This window comes from Occultella glacieicola (assembly GCF_004353825.1).
GTDB classification, from domain to species: Bacteria; Actinomycetota; Actinomycetes; order Actinomycetales; family Beutenbergiaceae; genus Occultella; species Occultella glacieicola.
Map to the genome: position 1 here is coordinate 217,621 of NZ_SMNA01000002.1, position 17,370 is coordinate 234,990.

At 71.1% G+C, this 17,370-nt stretch carries 14 protein-coding genes; 8 read left to right on the forward strand and 6 right to left on the reverse strand.

What is annotated here, in order from left to right; all coding sequences use genetic code 11:
• Window positions 1–35: 35 nt before the first annotated feature.
• The 5 genes from EXU48_RS03930 to EXU48_RS03950 form a co-directional block, all read right to left on the reverse strand.
• Entirely contained in the window at window positions 36–845 is an 810-nt protein-coding gene (locus EXU48_RS03930) for an ABC transporter ATP-binding protein (protein WP_133106280.1), read from the reverse strand.
• A complete protein-coding gene (locus EXU48_RS03935) occupies window positions 842–1,801 on the reverse strand; it encodes an ABC transporter ATP-binding protein (protein WP_133106281.1) in 960 nt (319 codons plus the stop codon). The genes EXU48_RS03930 and EXU48_RS03935 overlap by 4 nt, the downstream gene beginning before the upstream one ends.
• A complete protein-coding gene (locus EXU48_RS03940) occupies window positions 1,798–2,760 on the reverse strand; it encodes an ABC transporter permease (protein ID WP_133106282.1) in 963 nt (320 codons plus the stop codon). The genes EXU48_RS03935 and EXU48_RS03940 overlap by 4 nt, the downstream gene beginning before the upstream one ends.
• A gap of 8 nt (window positions 2,761–2,768) precedes the next feature.
• Window positions 2,769–3,758: an ABC transporter permease gene (locus EXU48_RS03945; protein ID WP_133106283.1), complete on the reverse strand. Its 990-nt coding sequence runs from the start codon at window positions 3,756–3,758 to the stop codon at window positions 2,769–2,771.
• Between the two features lie 105 nt (window positions 3,759–3,863).
• Window positions 3,864–5,567, reverse strand: coding sequence for an ABC transporter substrate-binding protein (locus EXU48_RS03950; protein WP_133106284.1), 1,704 nt, complete (start codon window positions 5,565–5,567; stop codon window positions 3,864–3,866).
• A 401-nt stretch (window positions 5,568–5,968) separates the two neighbouring features.
• On the opposite strand from EXU48_RS03950, the gene EXU48_RS03955 reads away from it, so the two are divergent.
• From EXU48_RS03955 to EXU48_RS03990, 8 genes are all read left to right on the forward strand, one after another.
• Window positions 5,969–8,458 carry a glycoside hydrolase family 2 protein gene (locus tag EXU48_RS03955; RefSeq protein WP_133106285.1) on the forward strand — a complete coding sequence of 830 codons (2,490 nt, stop codon included), beginning with the start codon at window positions 5,969–5,971 and terminating at the stop codon, window positions 8,456–8,458.
• Between the two features lie 21 nt (window positions 8,459–8,479).
• Complete coding sequence (locus EXU48_RS03960) at window positions 8,480–9,352, forward strand: LacI family DNA-binding transcriptional regulator (RefSeq protein WP_235856818.1); 873 nt, start codon at window positions 8,480–8,482, stop codon at window positions 9,350–9,352.
• A 32-nt stretch (window positions 9,353–9,384) separates the two neighbouring features.
• Complete coding sequence (locus tag EXU48_RS03965) at window positions 9,385–9,924, forward strand: NUDIX hydrolase family protein (RefSeq protein WP_133106287.1); 540 nt, start codon at window positions 9,385–9,387, stop codon at window positions 9,922–9,924.
• 1 nt (window position 9,925) lies between these two features.
• Window positions 9,926–10,351, forward strand: a complete 426-nt coding sequence (locus tag EXU48_RS03970) for a DUF3054 domain-containing protein (RefSeq protein WP_133106288.1) — start codon at window positions 9,926–9,928, stop codon at window positions 10,349–10,351.
• Complete coding sequence (locus EXU48_RS03975; RefSeq protein WP_133106289.1) at window positions 10,348–13,233, forward strand: family 78 glycoside hydrolase catalytic domain; 2,886 nt, start codon at window positions 10,348–10,350, stop codon at window positions 13,231–13,233. Before EXU48_RS03970 ends, EXU48_RS03975 begins: the two co-directional genes overlap by 4 nt.
• Entirely contained in the window at window positions 13,230–13,709 is a 480-nt protein-coding gene (locus tag EXU48_RS03980) for a GNAT family N-acetyltransferase (protein WP_133106290.1), read from the forward strand. Before EXU48_RS03975 ends, EXU48_RS03980 begins: the two co-directional genes overlap by 4 nt.
• 84 nt (window positions 13,710–13,793) lie before the next feature.
• On the forward strand, window positions 13,794–14,765 hold the full coding sequence (locus tag EXU48_RS03985; RefSeq protein WP_133106291.1) for a TIGR03885 family FMN-dependent LLM class oxidoreductase: 972 nt from the start codon (window positions 13,794–13,796) through the stop codon (window positions 14,763–14,765).
• Complete coding sequence (locus EXU48_RS03990) at window positions 14,762–16,444, forward strand: alpha-amylase family protein (RefSeq protein WP_133106292.1); 1,683 nt, start codon at window positions 14,762–14,764, stop codon at window positions 16,442–16,444. Before EXU48_RS03985 ends, EXU48_RS03990 begins: the two co-directional genes overlap by 4 nt.
• 43 nt (window positions 16,445–16,487) lie before the next feature.
• On the opposite strand, the gene EXU48_RS03995 is transcribed toward EXU48_RS03990, so the two are convergent.
• Complete coding sequence (locus EXU48_RS03995) at window positions 16,488–17,369, reverse strand: carbohydrate ABC transporter permease (RefSeq protein WP_133106293.1); 882 nt, start codon at window positions 17,367–17,369, stop codon at window positions 16,488–16,490.
• Window position 17,370 lies beyond the last annotated feature (1 nt).

The window sequence follows — 17,370 nt, forward strand, 5'->3', positions numbered from 1 at the left end:
TCCCGCGTCCAGCGCCGTGGCGATGACGCCCTCGGTCACGGGCCGGCCAGTTCCCGCAGCCGCCGCTCCGGGTCGGGTGCCGCCGCGCGGAGCAGCTTCGTGTACTCGTGCTGCGGGTCGAGGATCACGTCGTCCGCCGGGCCGCGCTCGACCACGCTGCCTCGGTACATCACCAGGATCTCGTCGGAGAAGTGCCGCGCGGTCGCGAGATCGTGCGTGATGTAGAGGACGCCGAGGTGCTCCTGGCGCTGCAGTTCGGCGAGGAGGTTGAGGACCCCGAGCCGGATCGAGACGTCGAGCATCGAGACCGGCTCGTCCGCGATCAGGATCCCGGGACCGGGGGCGAGAGCCCGCGCGATCGCGACTCGCTGCCGCTGACCGCCGGAGAGTTCGTGCGGGCGCCGGGCGGCGAACTCCTCGACCGGATCGAGACGGACCCTGGCCAACAGTTCGTGGATGCGGTCGAGGACCGCGGTGCGGCCGAGTTCCGGATGGTGCAGCGTGACCGGTCGGGCCAGGTGGTGCGCAACCGTGTGATAGGGATTCAGGGACGCGAACGGGTCCTGGAACACCATCTGCACGATGCCGCGGTAGGCGTGGCCGGCGGCGCCGCGGCGGGGCAGGTCCCTGCCGTCCAGGAGGATCCGTCCTGACGTCGGCCGTTCGAGCCGCAGCAACAGTTTCGCGACCGTCGACTTCCCCGATCCGGACTGGCCGACGAGTGCGGTCGTGCGCCCGGGTTCGAGGGTGAAGCTCACGTCGTCGACGGCGCGCAGCACCGAGTGCCGGAACCCGCTCCGGAGCCGGTACTCCTTGACGACGTCGCGCAGTTCCAGCGTGGTCACCGGGCCACCTCCTCGGTCAGGCGGGGGCCGGCTCCGGCCCCCGTGCGGATGAAGTCGCCGCGCGCACCGGTCAGGCTCGGGAACGAGTCGAGCAGCGCCCGCGTGTACTCGTGCTGTGGATCGGTGTACAAGGCGCGTGAGTCCGCGATCTCGACGATGCGGCCCTCGCGCATGACGGCGATCCGGTCGCTGATCTCGAGCAGTAGGGGCAGGTCGTGCGTGATGAAGATGACGGCGAAGCCGAGCTCCTCGCGCAGCCGCGTCAGCTCCTGCAGGATCTCCCGCTGCACCACGACGTCGAGCGCCGTGGTCGGCTCGTCCATCAACAGCACCTGCGGGTCGAGCGCGAGCGCCATGGCGATCATGACGCGCTGGCGCATCCCGCCGGAGAGTTCGTGCGGGTAGGACGAGAGCCGGTCCGGGTCGACGCCCACCCGCTCGAGCAGCTCCGCGCTGCGCCGTCTGCGAGTACGGCCGTCGAGGTCGGGGCGGTGGGTGGTGAACACGTCCTCGAGCTGGTCGCGGATCCGGATCACCGGATTGAGCGAGTTCATCGCACCCTGGAACACCATCGCGATCTTGTCCCAGCGGAACGCCCGCAGGTCCTCGCCGTGCAGGTTCCCGAGGTCGAGGGCGTGCCCCTCACGGGAGTGGAACAGCACTCGGCCGCCGACGATCTTGGCCGGGGGCTTGAGGAGTCGGGTCACGGCGTAGGCGAGGGTGCTCTTGCCGCAGCCGCTCTCCCCCGCCAGCCCGAGCACCTCGCCCCGGTGCAGGGTGAGCGAGACGTCGCGGACGGCGTGCACCGGCTCGGCCACGAGGTAGTCGACACTGACCGAGTCGATCTCCAGCACGATCGGGCGGTAGCCGCGATCCGACGGCGCAGGCACGGTCGCGTCGGTCTGCGTGGCCGCCGCGCCCTGCACCGTCGACGACGGTCCCGATGTCCGGCTCATACGACCTCCTCCTCGCTCTCGCGCAACTGTTCCTTGGTCATCCGCCAACGCTTGCGCTGTTCCCGGGTGCCGTCCCGGAGCTTCGGGTTGATGATGCTGTCGATGGCGAAGTTGATCAGCGCGAGGGCGGCGCCGAACACGGCGAGCATCAGCCCGGGTGGGACGAACCACCACCAGGCGCCGAGCCGCAGCGCGAGGCCGTTCTGGGCGTAGTAGAGCATCGTGCCCCAGGTGAACGACCCGGTCGCCCCGAGCCCCAGGAACGACAGTCCGGCCTCGCCGAGGATCGCGAAGATCACGGCGAAGACCACCTGGGAGGCGAGCAGCGGCACGAGGTTGGGCAGGATCTCGACCGTGAGGATGCGCCACGACGACTCGCCGCTGACCCGGGAGGCGAGCACGTAGTCGCGGTTGCGCACACTCAGGGTGAAGCCGCGCAGCACCCGGGCCGAGCCCGCCCAGCTCGTGATGGCCAGGACCACGGCGACCATCCACACGCTCTTCTCGGTGACGTAGCTGGAGATCACGATGACCAGCGGAAGTCCCGGGATGACGAGCATGACGTTCGTGAACAGGGAGAAGGCCTCGTCGGTCCAGCCCCCGGCGAACGCCCCGACCACCCCGAAGAAGGAGGAGAGCAGCAGGGTCAGGATGCCGACCACGAGGCCGATCAGCAGCGAGCCGCGGGTGGCGTGCGCGAGCTGGGCGAACACGTCCTGGCCGGTCTGGGTGGTGCCCAGCCAGAACTCCGCGGACGGGGGCGTCATCCCGATGTTCCGCACCTCCGACGGACTGCCGACGAGCAGCGGTCCGACGGCGCCGAAGCCGGCGATCACGATCGTGATGGCGAGCCCGACGGCGAGCTTGGGGGTCATCGGCGGCAGGGTCCGACGGCGGCGGCGCGGCTGGCTGCGGGCCGCGGCGGCGGCGAGGGCCGGATCCTGGGTGGCGGTCGACATGGCGGCTCCTAGGCGCGGGCCCGCGTGCGCGGGTCGATGACGGTGTACAGGAGGTCGACGAGCAGGTTCGCGCCGAGCACGGAGAGTGTGATGACGAGGAAGATCCCCTGCATCAGCGCGTAGTCGGCGTTGTTGACCGAGGACAGCAGGGCCGAGCCGATGCCCGGGTAGGAGAACACCGATTCGGTGACCACGGACCCGGCGACCACGAATCCGAGCGAGATCGCGAACCCCGCCACGGAGGGCAGCACGGCGTTGCGTGCCGCGTACACGGCGCGGATCCGGGACGGCCGCAGACCCTTCGCCTCCGCCGTCAGGATGTAGTCCTCCGCGAGCGTGGACACCATCATGTTCCGCATCCCGAGCATCCAGCCGCCCACGGACGAGATGACGATCGTCAGGGCCGGCAGCGTGCCGTAGTAGATGACCGAGCCCACGAAGTCCCAGGTCCACCCGGGCGAGGTCGTGTAGATGTCGTAGCCCCCGTTGAGCGGGAAGACCTGCCACACGCTCCCGAACAGGAACAGCAGCACGAGCGCCAACCAGAAGTACGGGACGGACTGCAGCAGGGTGAGCGAGGGCACCATGTTGTCGATCCAGGACCCACGCTTCCAGCCGGCGAAGGTGCCCAGGCCGACGCCGATGACGAAGGAGATGAGCGTGGACAGCCCGACGAGCCCGACCGTCCACGGCAACGTCTGCCCGATGACGTCGACCACCGGCGTCGGGAAGTAGGCGACCGAGACCCCGAGATCGCCTCGGAAGATCTGCTGGAGGTAGTCGATGTACTGGTGCCACAACGGCACCGAGGAGTCCATCCCCAGCAGCAACTCGATGGCGTGCCGCGTGGCCGGTGTCACCTCGCCGCGTTGGGCGAGTTTGGAGACCAAGATGTCCACCGGGTTCCCCGGCATCCACCGGGGCAGGAAGAAGTTGAGGGTCAGGGCCGCCCACAGGGCGACCAGGTAGAAGCCGAGCTTCTGCCACAGGAATCTCACGTGTGGGCCCTTCGCGGTCTGGACGACGGTGTGGGTGGGACCGGTGGCCCGGCGGCGTGCGGGCGAGCTGTTTCGGGGCTCGGCCGGACGCCGCCGGACGCCGCGTCACTCCGCCGGGACGATCCGCTGCAGGACGATGCCCGCGTCCCACGCCTTCCAGGTGGCGGGCATGGCGTAGGGGTCCTCGTTCGTGGGCCAGCCGGTGACCCGCGAGGTGTTGAACTCGGTGAGCATCGAGTTGACGTAGATCGGGATGTACGGCAGGTCCGCCACGATCTGCTCCTGGACGATCGCGAACTGCTCGGCCTGAACCTCCTCGTCCGCCGTCGCGGCCGCGGTCTCCAGCGCCGCGTCGACGGCCGGGTTGCTGTACCGGGCGAAGTTGCCCGAGGTTGCCGCCTCACCGACCGGCACCGTGTTCACCGAGTGGTACTTGCCGATGTAGGTGAAGTACGGGTTGCTCGAGGCACCCAGGCCGATCGAGTCCAGCGAGAGCTGGAAGGTGCCCTGGGTCTGCGAGTCGTTCCACTCGTTCCAGGCCACCTGCGTGGGAACGAGTTCGATGCCGACGGCGGCGAGCTGTTGCGTCATCGCGTCGTTGAGCGAGATGAAGTCGCTCCAGCCCGACACCGTCTGGATCGTCATCGACAACCGCTCCCCGTCCCGGGTCCGGATGCCGTCGGAACCCGGCTCCCAGCCCGCAGCGTCGAGGATCGCGTTGGCCTGCTCGACATCGGCACCCTCCGGGGTGCTGACGCTCTCGGGATCGTCGATCCAGGCGTCGTCGCGGCCCGGGATGAGCAGGGTCGGGGACGCTGTACCCGCGAACCCGCCACCGGCGAGGGTGTTGAGCTGGGTGCGGTCGATCGCCCAATAGATCGCCTGGCGCACCGCCGGGTCGGTCTGCGGACCCTCGCAACCGAGGTCGGCGTTGGAACAGGTGAAGATCGAGGCGGTCAGCGCGGGGGTGTTGACGTAGCCGATCTCCTCGTTGTCGGCGATCAACTGCTCGAGACCGGGCAGGAACGAACTCATCCAGTCGATCTGGCCGGCGATGAGCGCGGCGCTGTTGGCGTCCGCGGAGTCGAGCGGCACGTACCGGACCTCGTCGACGGCCGGCTCACCGTTCCAGTAGTTCTCGTTGCTGGTCAGTACGAACGTCTCGGTCGAGAAGTCGGAGACCACGAACGGTCCGGTGCCGACCGGGTCGGAGTTGATGTTGGTGGTCGGATCATCGATCGCGGACCAGATGTGCTCGGGGACGATGCCCTGGTTGCCCAGCACGCTGGGCTCCTGCATGAAGGACGTCTCCGGGAAGCTGAGCACGACGGTCGTGTCGTCGACCGCCTCCGCCGTGGCCGAGTTCCCGCTCGTGTTGAGTTCCGGGGTCTGGCTGATCAGGTTGAAGGTGAAGGCGACGTCCGCGGCGGTGAACGGCTCACCGTCGGACCACTGCACGCCCTCCCTGGTCGTGATGGTCAACTGGGTGCCGTCGGAGTTCCACTCGTACCCGGTGGCGAGCATCGGCGTCGGATCGGCCTCGGCCGCGAGGTTGTACCAGTAGAGCGTCTCGAAGATGACGCCGCGGGTCGGCTGGAGGGCGGTCGGCGAGAACGGGTTCCAGTTCTCGACGATCTCGCCGAACGAGACGCTGATCGAGGTGGTGCCGTCGCCCGGGTCGCCGTCGCCGGCGGTCCCGTCGTCGGGTTCGTCGGCCGAGCACGCGGCCAAGGACAGGGTGAGTGCCGCGATGGCCGTGGTGGCCACCAGTGCGTGGCGCCGCGCAGGACGCCGGGTCCGAAACTTCATCGTTGAGTCCCTCGGTTCGGATCGCCGGCTCGCGGCCGGCGATCGGGTGGTGCGAGCACCCGTGGGATACCGGATCGTCGGTGATCGCAGAACTTTTGTAGCCGATCTAAGTTATCCAGGTCAAGGGTCCGAGCGAACCGGTTCGACGGCAGAGACGCCGAGCCGAAGTCGGTCCGGCGGGAGCTGCGACGGGCCTGACCGGTCGCCCCGCCACCCCCGATTTCCCCTGAAACTCGAGCAACTCTCTGGAGCCCCGTGCCACCACCGCGCCAGTGGCGCGCCCTCTGAAGGTCCCGTGACGGGTTGACGGACTTAGTTCATGGGTCGAAGAATCACTTCTCGACGCGTGCCGTGCCACGATGACCTTCGGCCGTGACCACCTGAGCCCCCGGAGGACCCGTATGCGTACCCATGACCTGCACGACGGCTGGCGTCTTCGCGCCGACGGTGCGTCCGTCCCCGACCGGTTGCGCGGCCTCGAGGTCCCGGTGGCGATCCCCGGGACCTCGCACACCGCCCTGCTGGACGCCGGCCTCATTCCCGACCCCTACGTCGGGACCAACGAGCAGGACCTGGTGTGGATGCACCGGGCCGACTGGCGGTTCACGCTCGATCTGGACGAGCCACCGGCCGGCCCGTCGGAGCGGGTCGACCTGGTCTTCGAGGGGATCGACACTGTCGCGACGGTGCGCCTCGGCGCGCAGGTGCTCGGTCACACCCGGAACATGCACCGCAGCCACCGGTTCGACGTCGGCGCACTGATCGGTCACGAGCGTGACCTCGTCGTGGATGTCTCCTCGGCTCTGACCTACGCCGAGGCGGAGCGGGCGCGGCTCGGGGCCCGCCCATCCGCCTACGCGCACCCGCTGAACATGGTCCGGAAGATGGCGTGCAGCTTCGGCTGGGACTGGGGTCCGGACCTGCAGACCGCGGGCCTGTGGCGGGGGGTCCGGATGGAACGCTGGCGCGGCGCGCGCCTGGCGGGCGTCCGCCCGCTCGTCGGTGTCCGGCCCGACGGCGTCCCGTACGTCCGCGTCCACGTGGACGTGGAGCGCAGCGGCCTCGAGGCGCCGGTCGCGCTCACGGTCCGGGCGCGCGTGGCCGGCGTCGAGCGAGAGGTGACGATCTCGCCCGAGGCGAGTTCCGCCGTCGTCGAGGTCGCCGCACCGGACGCCGCGCTGTGGTGGCCCGTGGGTCACGGCGAGCAGCCGCTCCACCCGCTCGAGGTCGACCTGACCGACGGCGGGTCCGCCCTGGACTCGTGGCGCCGTCGGATCGGCTTCCGCACCGTGGAGATCGACGCGACCCCGGACGCCGATGGCACCCCGTGGACGCTGCGCGTCAACGGCCGCCCGGTGTTCGTCAAGGGGGCGAACTGGATCCCGGACGACCACCTGCTGACCCGGATCACCCGGGACCGGCTCACCCGGCGCCTCGACCAGGCCCTGGGTGCCAACCTGAACCTGCTGCGGGTGTGGGGTGGCGGCATCTACGAGTCTCACGACTTCTACGAACTGTGTGACGAACGTGGCCTGCTCGTCTGGCAGGACTTCGCGTTGGCGTGTTCGGCCTACCCCGAGGAGGAGCCGCTCGCCGCCGAGTTCGAGGCGGAGGCCCGCGAGAACGTGGCGCGCCTGACCCCGCATCCGAGCCTGGTCGTGTGGAACGGGGGGAACGAGAACATCTGGGGCTACCTGGACTGGGGCTGGCGGGAGGCCCTCGGCGACGCGACCTGGGGTTACGGCTACGCCACCGAGCTGTTCCCCCGGGTCCTCGCGGAGGTCGACCCGACCCGGCCGTACTCGTGGAACAGCCCGTCCTCGCCGGGGGCCGCGCTCACGGACCGGCATCCCAACGACCCCGATCACGGAACCCACCACCAGTGGCAGGTGTGGAACCGGATCGACTACCGCGCGTACGCCTCGGAGATCCCGAGGTTCTGCTCGGAGTTCGGGTTCCAGGGACCGCCGACCTGGGCGACCCTGGAGCGTGCCGTCACGCCGGCCGACGGGATCCGCTCGAAGACCGACCCGGTGTTCCTGGCCCACCAGAAGGCGGACGGGGGCAACGAGAAGCTGGACCGTGGGCTCCTGCCCCACCTCGGCATCCCGGCGGAGTTCGCCGACTGGCACTGGGCCACGCAGCTCAACCAGGCCCGCGCCGTCTCGTTCGCGATCGAGCACTACCGGTCCTGGTGGCCGCGCACCGCCGGCGCGATCGTCTGGCAGCTCAACGACTGCTGGCCGGTGACCTCGTGGGCGACCGTCGACGGCGACGAGCGCCGCAAGCCGCTCTGGTACGCGCTGCGGCACGCGTTCGCCGACCGGATGATCACCGTCGTCGACCGGGACGGTCACCGGGCCCTGGCGCTGGTCAACGACACCGACGCACCCTGGTCCGGTGCCCTGCGGGTGACCCGGGAGACGTTCGCCGGCCAGGTGCGCGCGGAGTCCGGCGAGGACGTGGCCGTGGCGGCCCGCTCGGTACAGCTGGTCACGCTGCCGCCCGAGGTTCGCACCGCCGGTGACGAGCGGGCCGAGGCGATCGTGGCCCGGCTCGGCTCCGAGCGGGCCGTGGCGTTGTTCGTCGAGGACGTCGAGGCGGCCCTGCACGGTGATCCGGTCGACGTCAGCGTGGCGCCGAGCACCGAAGGGTACGAGGTCACGGTGCGGGCCCGTTCGCTGGCCCGGGACGTGACGCTCCTCGTCGACCGGCTGGACCCCGAGGCGGTGGTGGACGACGCCCTGGTGACCCTGCCCGCCGGGGACTCGGTGACCTTCCGGGTGCGCACCCGCGTCGTCCTGGAGGGTGCCGCGCTGGCCGCGGCCCCCGTGCTCCGGACCGCGAACGATCTTCTCGAGCACGACCCGGTCATGGCGGGGTCGGCCTAGTGTGGGCCTAGTGTGACCCTTGTGACTCAAGGCGTCGGAGCGGTCGGCTTCATGCTCGCGCGGCCGGCACGGCTGCTCGGCATCGAGCCGTTCCACATGGAGTTGATCGCCGGCATCGAGGAGCGCCTCGGCGGCGAGGGCCATTCGCTGCTGCTTCACGTGGTCCCGGACATCGAGGCCGAGATCGCGGTCTACCGCCGGTGGGCGGAGGGCGCCCTGGTGGATGCGGTGATCGTCACCAACCTGCTCCGGGACGATCGGCGGCTCGAGGTGCTCACCGAGATCGGCCTGCCCACGGTGGTCGTCGGTGGACCACGCCGCGACCTGCCGTTCACGAACGTCTGGATCGACAACGCCCAGGCGATGCGGGACGCCGTGGCCCACCTGGCCGGTCTCGGGCACACCGCGCTCGCCCGGGTGAGCGGCCCGAGCGGGCTCGCGCACACCCGGGCCCGCACCGAGGCGTTCGAGCAGGAGTGCACCGCGCGTGGGCTCACCGGGGTCGTCGTGGAGGCCGACTACTCCGAGGAGAGCGGTGCCCGCGCCACCCGCTCCCTCCTCGGACGCGCGGGTGCGCCGTCGGCCATCGTCTACGACAACGACGTCATGGCCGTCGCCGGGCTCGGGGTCGCGGCCGAGCTGGACGTCGCCGTGCCGGGCTCCCTGTCGATCCTCGCCTGGGACGACTCGACCCTGTGCCGGCTGGCGTCCCCGCCGCTGAGCGTGATGAGCCTCGACGTCCACGGCATGGGCGCCCTCGCCGCGGACTGCGTGCTCAACGTGCTGGCCGGCGGACCGGTGCTCTCGCACGTGGCGCCGCAACCGCACCTCGTGCCGCGGGGTTCGACGGCGGCGCCGCAGGGTTCCCCCGGGCTCCCGGGGCGCGCCGGTTAGCACTCACGGCTGCCAACGGGTAGAACACAAGGGTGAGTGATATCTCGACGGAAGACTTCGGCGGTTGGTTCTCCCCCGAGGACCTCGCCACCGTGCGCCGGCGGATGCCGATCCTGTACGTCGACGCGATCCCGGTCCGCGTCGACGCCGATGGCGTCATCCAGCAGGTCGCGCTGCTGCTGCGGACGCCACGCGAGGGCGGCATCTCCCGCGCACTGGTGTCCGGCCGGGTGATGTACCACGAACTGGTCCGCGACGCACTGGCCCGACACCTCGACAAGGACCTCGGGCCGATGGCCCTGCCGCGGCTGCCGGTGTCCCTGGTGCCGTTCACGGTCGCGGAGTACTTCCCGACCCCGGGCATCACCAGCTACCACGACCCGCGCCAGCACGCCGTCTCGCTCGCCTACATCGTCCCGATCGACGGCGACTGCCAGCCCCAGCAGGACGCCCTCGACATCGGGTGGTTCTCGCCGGAGGAGGTCGTCTCGCCGATGGTGCAGGCCGAGATGGTCTCCGGGCACGGCGCGCTGGTGCGCACCGCGCTGGCGACGACCGGTCGCCTGATCTGACGTGCCGGGAACCCGGACGACGGCGTCGTCTCGCACGATCGTGGTGGCGGCGGTCGTCGATGTGGTCGCCGTGGGCGCGTTCGCGCTCGCGGGGCGCGGCACCCATCACGAGGACGGCGTGCTCGCCGGCCTGGCCGGCACGGCGTGGCCGTTCGGCGTCGCCCTGGCGATCGGGTGGCTGCTCGCACGGGCCTGGCGTGCACCGCTGCGGTTGTGGCCGACCGGCGCCGCAGTTTGGGCGATGACCGTGGCCGGTGGGCTCGGGCTGCGTGGGCTCACCGGAGGCGGGCTGTCCGGCGCGTTCCCGATCGTGACCGCGGTCGTCCTGGGCGTGTTCCTGCTCGGCTGGCGCGCCGTCGCGACGCTGCTGACCCGGCGGTCCGGACCGACCGGTCCGACCGGACCCACCGAGGAGGTGGCCGCATGATCTCCTTCGCGCCCGGCACCCGCTGGATCTGGGACGACGGCGAACCGGCGCCCCGGAACGCGTGGCGCTGCTTCCGGCGCCGGTTCGCCGCGGACAAGGGCGGCACCGCGCTGCTGCGGATCACGGCGGACACCCGCTACGTCGTGTTCGTCAACGGCACGCGCATCGGGCACGGGCCCGTGCGGGCGTTCGCACAGGAGTGGCCGGTCGACACCTGGGACATCTGGTGGCACCTGCGCGAGTACAGGTGGAACACGGTCGCGGTGCTGGTCGCCCACAACGGGGTCGCCACGTTCCAGTCGCTGCCCGGACGCGGCGGACTGCTCGCCGAACTCGACCTCGGCCGCCAGGTGATCGGCACGGACTCCGGGTGGGAGGTGGCCACCCATGGCGGTCACGATCCGCGCGCGCCCCGGCTCGGCCCGCAGCTGGCTTTCACCGAGGACGTCGACGGCGCCTGGCAGCCGGACTGGGCCGACGGCGGCGACGCCTACGAGGGCACCTACCCGACGGGGATCGCGGCCGGGTGGGCGCCCGCCACGGAGATCGCGGCACCCGGTGACGGGCCGTGGACCACGCTCGTGCCCCGGCCCATCCCGCCACTGCAGGAGGAGATCGTCGCCCCCGCAGCGGTGCACGGCGTCGAAGGCGCCCGCCCGTGGGCGGGGAGCTGGACGGTGGACGTGCGGGCCGTCTTCGACCCCACCTCCCCCGGCCACGCGAACCCCAGCGCCTACGGCGGCTACCTGCTCACGGCGCTCACGGTCCCCGAGCCGGGTGCCACGCGCCCGGTCGCCCTCGGGCTGCCCCTGAGCACCGCGCACGCCCGGGTCCGCGGCGTGGCCGTCGACGGCCGCCACCTCGAGATCCGGGACCTCACGCGCGGGCCCGTGGACCTGCGCACCCTCGAGCTCGACCTGCCCCCCGGCCGACACTGGCTCGCGCTCGACGTGAGCACCTACGACCACGGGTATCCGCTGCCGCTGCTCCTGGACGGCGCGGACCTGACCCACCCGTGGCAACCGGACGCGCCGTCGCCGTTCGTCGCGCTCGGCCCGGTCCCGGACCCCGGTCCGGCCTTCTTCCGACCGCTGGCCCACCCGACCAGGCCTCCGGTGACGCCGACGCCGCAGGTGGGCGCCGCCGTCGCCGCTCTCACCGCGACCCGCGACCCGCGCGCCGTGCCCCTGCCGGCGAGCACCGTGCCGGCGGCGCTCGTGGCGACCACGAGCGGGTACGGGCAGGTGGTGCACCCGCGGGCGCAGCGCCCGCTCGCGATCGACGTGACCGGGCTGACCCGGGGCGAACCGGTGACCCTACCGGACGGCGACGACGTCTCGATCGTGCTCGACCTCGGCATCGAGGCGTCCGGGTTCGTGATCGTGGACCTGGACGCGCCGGCCGGCACGGTGGTGGACGTCTACGGCTTCGAGTACGTCGACGGCCCGCGCCGCCAGGAGACCACGGGCATGGACAACACGCTGCGCTACCGCACCCGGGCCGGGCGGCAGCGCTATGAGTCCCCGGTCCGGCGCGGGCTGCGCTACCTGCAGGTGGTGGTGCGCCGCGACGGCGCGACGCCGGGTCCGGTGACCCTGCACGAGGTCGCGGTCCGCAACTCCCACTACCCCGTGGACCGCGCCGGTGAGTTCGTCGCCAGCGACGTCCGGCTCACCGAGATCTGGGAGATGTCCCGGCGCACCGTGATCGCCTGCATGGAGGACACGTTCGTCGACTGCCCCGTCTACGAGCAGGCGTTCTGGGTCGGCGACACCTACTCCAGCGCCCGGTTCGCCTCCTCCCTGTTCGACGCGTCGGCGCTGATCGAACGGTCGCTGCGGCTGGTCCCGGGCTCGAAGGCGCAGACGCCGCTGCTGGGTTCGCAGGTGCCGTCCGGGTGGACGAACGTGATCCCGGCGTGGACGTTCTTCTGGGTGCTCGCCTGCGCCGAGCACGCCGCACGCACCGGTGACGAGGCGTTCGCGCGGGACCTGCTGCCGGAGGCCGTCGCCACCCTGGACGCGTTCGCCGAGCACCTCGACCCGGACGGCCTGCTCTCGATCGAGGCCTGGAACCTGCTGGACTGGGCTCCCATGGACCAGCCGGACGCCGGCGTCGTGACGCACCAGAACGCCCTGTTCGTGATGGCCCTGGACGCGGCCGCGGAACTGGCGGACCGGACCGGCGCCCCCGACGTCGCGGGTGGGCTACGGGCGCGGGCCGCGGCACTGCGCACCGCGATCGCCACGCACCTGTGGTCGCCCGAGCGGGAGGCGTTCATCGACGCCATCCACGCCGACGGCACCCGCTCGGAGGTGATCAGCGTGCAGACCCAGATGTTCGCGCACCTGGCCGGGGTCGGCACCGAACCACAGCGCGAGCGCACCCGCGCGCTCGTGGTCGATCCGCCGTCGGACCTCGTGCAGATCGGCAGCCCTTGGATGTCGATCTTCCGCTACGACGTGCTCGAGGCCGCCGGCCGCGCCGACGTGGCGCTGGCGGACCTGCGCCGCGACTACGGCGCCATGATCGAGGCCGGCGCGGTCACCTGCTGGGAGATGTTCCCCGCGCCCGACCGGGAGTGGCCCACCCGCAGCCACTGCCACGCGTGGTCGGCCGCGCCGGCATCGTTCCTGCCGGCGGTGGTCCTCGGCATCACGGTGCACGACGGCGGAGGGAGGGTCGAGATCGCGCCGCACCCGGGCGAACTCGAGTGGGCCCGGGGTGCGGTGCCGCTGCCGGGTGGCACCCGGGTGCAGGTCGCGTGGACCCGCGACGGTGACGCGCTGGACCTGCGGGTGGGCGTGCCGGCCGAGGTCGAGGTGACGGTGACCGAGCCGGCCGGGCTGCGCACCCGGGTGCGGGTCGAGGGACCGTGGTGAGCGAGGTACGGATCCGGGCCGCGCGGGCGGGCGAGGCCGGGCTGCTCTCCGACCTGGCGTTGCGGTCCAAGGCGCACTGGGGCTACGACGAGGCCTTCCTGGAGGCGTGCCGGCCCGAACTCACGTACACGCAGGCCCAGATCCGCACCGGTGGCCTCCTGGTCGCGGTCGGACCGGACGACCGCCCGGTGGGCTTCTACCGCATCCACGGCGAACCACCCGACGGCGAGCTCGCGGCGCTCTTCGTCGACCCCGCGCGGATCGGCACCGGGGTCGGCGGAGCCCTGCTCCGACATGCCCTGGCCGCGGCCGACGAGGCCGGCTACGACTCCCTCGGGCTCGACGCCGACCCGGGCGCGGAAGGCTTCTACGCGCACGCCGGCGCGACGACCGTCGGCAGCACCCCGAGCGCCTCCATCCCCGGTCGCCGGCTCCCCCGGATGACGTTCGAGCTGGGGTCACACCGGTCGGCCTGACGTCGGCCCGCCCGGACCTGGAACCTGCCCGGACTCGGCTGTTCTGCTGTTGCGGGCGGCACACATCCGCGTTTCCGTTGCTCCATGACACGCATCGGGTTTCACGCGAGCCACGAGCAGGCCTCGCCGCGCCAGCTGCTGCGCGACGTCCAGCATGCCGAGAAGGTCGGGTTCGACATGGCCATGTGCTCGGACCACATCGCCCCCTGGAGCCGCCGGCAGGGTCACGCGGGCAACGCATGGGCCTGGTTGGGGGCCGCGTTGGCGCTGACCCGGTTCCCGGTGGGCAGCCTGGCCATCCCCGGCGCGCGCTACCACCCGGCCGTGCTGGCCCACCAGTTGTCGACCCTGGCCCAGATGTTCCCCGGCCGGGTCTGGGTCGCCCTGGGCAGCGGCGAGGCGATGAACGAGCACATCACCGCGGTCCCCTGGCCGCGCAAGGAGACCCGGGTGCAGCGGCTGGAGGCGAGCGTGGCGATCATCCGTGACCTGTTGGCCGGCGAGGAGGTCAGCCGGGACGGGCCGGTCGCGGTGGATCGAGCCCGCCTGTGGGACCTGCCCGAGGACCCGCCCCTGTTGCTGGCACCGGCGATCTCGGCCGACTCCGCATCCCGCGTCGCCGCCTGGGCCGACGGCCTGGTGACGGTGGTTCAGCCGGTCGAGACGCTGCGGGAGGTGGTCGCGGCCTACCGCGGCGCCGGAGGACGCGGCCGGCTGGCGCTGCAGCTGCACCTGTCCTGGGCGTCGACCGAGGAGGAGGCCCTGGCGCTGGCCCACGACCAGTGGCGGAGCAACGTGTTCGCGCCGCCGGCGCCGGCCGACACGATGACGACCGAGGCCTTCGACGCGTTCTCCGCCCGGGTCCCTCTCGAGGCGGTGACGCAGACGGTGCGGGTGTCGGCAGACCTGGGCCGGCACCGTGCCTGGATCGGCGAGTATGCCGGACTCGGCTTCGACGACATCTATCTGCACCACGTGGGGCAGGCCCAGGATGCGTTCCTGGACGTGTTCGGGGACCAGGTGCTGCCGGCGGCACGCGAGGGAGGACGGTCATGAGGACCACCAGCACGAGTGACCTGTGGTGGAAGAGCGCGGTGATCTACTGCCTCGATGTGGAGACCTTCCTGGACACCGATGGTGATGGCATCGGGGACCTGAACGGGCTGGCCGAACGGATCGACTACCTGGCCCAGCTCGGGATCAACTGCCTGTGGCTCATGCCCTTCTACCCGAGCCCGGACCGCGACGACGGCTACGACATCATGGACTTCTACGGTGTGGACGAGCGCCTCGGGGACCACGGCCAGCTGGTCGAGGTGATCCGGACGGCGCATGACCGCGGCATGCGGGTGATCGCCGACCTCATCATCAACCACACCTCGGACCGGCATCCCTGGTTCCGGTCGGCCAGACGGAGCCGGAACAGCCGGTACCGGGACTTCTACGTCTGGCGGGACACCGAGCCTCCGGACACCAGCGACCAGGTCGTGTTCCCGGACCGGGAGCAGTCCATCTGGGAGCACGAGGAGCGCACCGACTCGTGGTACCTCCACCACTTCTACCGGCACCAGCCGGATCTGAACGTGGCCAACCCGCTGGTGCGAGAGGAGATCCTGAGGGTCATCGGGTTCTGGCTGGAACTGGGCATCGACGGCTTCCGGGTCGACGCGGTCCCGTTCTTCATCAAGGACGCCGAGACGCTGAGCGAACACGCCACCGAACCGACGGTCCCGGATGATCCGCACCGGATCCTGCGCGACATCCGGGCCTTCCTGGCCCGGCGCAAGGGCTCGGCCATGATGCTCGGAGAGGTCAACGTCCCCCGCGAGGAGCAGCTGGACTACTTCGGCGGCGAGGACGGCGACGAACTGACCATGATGTTCGACTTCATCGCCATGCAGGCCCTGTACCTGTCCCTCGCCCGCGGTGACGCGACGCCGCTGGCCACGGCGCTCGAGGAGCGGCCCACGATCCACCCGACCTGCCAGTGGGCCAACTTCCTGCGCAACCACGACGAGCTCACCCTGGACAAACTGACCGTCGAGGAACGGCAGGAGGTCTTCACGGCATTCGGGCCCGAGCCGCAGATGCAACTCTACGGACGCGGACTCAAGCGCCGGCTGCCGCCGATGTTGGCCGGGGACCCCCGTCGGATCAGGATGGCCTACAGCCTGATGTTCTCCTTGCCCGGCACACCCACGATCTACTACGGCGAGGAGATCGGGATGGGCGAGGACCTCGCCGCTGAGGGGCGGATGGCGGTGCGTACCCCGATGCAGTGGTCCGACGGCCGCAGCGGTGGCTTCTCCACCGCGTCCGAGGGCCGCTTGATCCAGGGCCTCGTCGGCGACGGGTACAGTCCCCGGCACGTCAACGTCCGGGATCAGCGACACGACCCCGACTCCCTGTGGACGTTCATGCGCGAACTGATCGCGGTGCGACGTGCCTGCTTCGAACTGGGCTGGGGTGCGCTCTCGGTGCTCCGGACCGACGCCCCACAGGTGCTGGCGCACCGCTGCGACCTCGAGGGCTCCGCCGTGGTGGCCGTCCACAACGTCGGACCGGATCCTGTCACGGTGGACCTGCCCCTGGCCGGCGTGGACGAGCCCGACCAGATCGTCGACCTGCTCGCGCGCGACGGCATCTCACCGGCCCGCGGCAGGCTCGAGCTGGCGCTGGACGGCTACGACTTCCGGTGGTTCCGGATCGGCGGCGAGGGGCTGCTCGGGCCATGACGGCAGAGGGCGGACGGCAGCGGGTCGCCGCCCGCCCGGTGGGTCACTTGATGGCACCCATGGACAACCCACGGACCAGTTGCTTCTGCGCCACCCAGCCGGCGATGATCACCGGCAGCGAGGCCAGCAGCGACGCCGCCGAGAGCCGGGCCAGGAACAGACCCTCGCTGGTCATCGTCGAGGTGATGAAGATCGGCACGGTGGCCGCCCGGGACGCGGTCAGGTTCAGCGCGAAGAAGAACTCGTTCCAGGCGAAGATGACGCAGATCAGGGCCGTCGCGGCCAGGCCCGGGGCCACCATCGGCATCAGCACCGAACGTAGGGTCCGCATCAGCCCGGCACCGTCCATCGACGCCGCCTCGAGGACCTCACCGGGGATCTCCTGGAAGAACGAACGCATCATCCAGACCGCGATCGGCAGGTTCATCGCCGTGTACAGGACCACGAGCGTCCAGATGTTGTCCAGGACGTGCAGCCGACCGGCGATCACGTAGATCGGCATGATCACGGCCACGACCGGCAGCATCTTCGTGGACATGAAGAAGAACAGCACGTCCGAGGTCTTCCGCACCGGCCGGATCGCGAGCGCGTAGGAGGCCGGGACCGCGAGCAGGATCACGAGCAGCGTCGAGACGCCGGTGGCGATCACCGAGTTGCCCAGGAAGGTGCCCGAGTCCGCGACGACCGCCCGGATCTGGTCGAGGGTCGGTGCGAAGAACCAGGTGGGCGGGTCGGACGCGGCCTGGTTCTCGTTCTTGAACGCCGTCATGGCCATCCAGGCCACCGGGAAGAAGAACCCGATGGCGACGACCCAGGTCAGGGCGGTGAGCAGTCCGCCGCCGACACCGGTGCCCTTGTCCTTGCGGGGCGTGGCGGGCCTTCCGACGGCGGTGGCGGGGTTCGCGCTGTGCGCTGCGGTAGTCATC

Coding starts and splice junctions, on each gene's coding strand:
- EXU48_RS03995 (WP_133106293.1), bottom strand. CDS start 17,369: ATGACTACCGCAGCGCACAGCGCGAACCCCGCCACCGCCGTCGGAAGG.
- EXU48_RS03975 (WP_133106289.1), top strand. CDS start 10,348: ATGATCTCCTTCGCGCCCGGCACCCGCTGGATCTGGGACGACGGCGAA.
- EXU48_RS03950 (WP_133106284.1), bottom strand. CDS start 5,567: ATGAAGTTTCGGACCCGGCGTCCTGCGCGGCGCCACGCACTGGTGGCC.
- EXU48_RS03935 (WP_133106281.1), bottom strand. CDS start 1,801: ATGAGCCGGACATCGGGACCGTCGTCGACGGTGCAGGGCGCGGCGGCC.
- EXU48_RS03985 (WP_133106291.1), top strand. CDS start 13,794: ATGACACGCATCGGGTTTCACGCGAGCCACGAGCAGGCCTCGCCGCGC.
- EXU48_RS03940 (WP_133106282.1), bottom strand. CDS start 2,760: ATGTCGACCGCCACCCAGGATCCGGCCCTCGCCGCCGCCGCGGCCCGC.
- EXU48_RS03955 (WP_133106285.1), top strand. CDS start 5,969: ATGCGTACCCATGACCTGCACGACGGCTGGCGTCTTCGCGCCGACGGT.
- EXU48_RS03990 (WP_133106292.1), top strand. CDS start 14,762: ATGAGGACCACCAGCACGAGTGACCTGTGGTGGAAGAGCGCGGTGATC.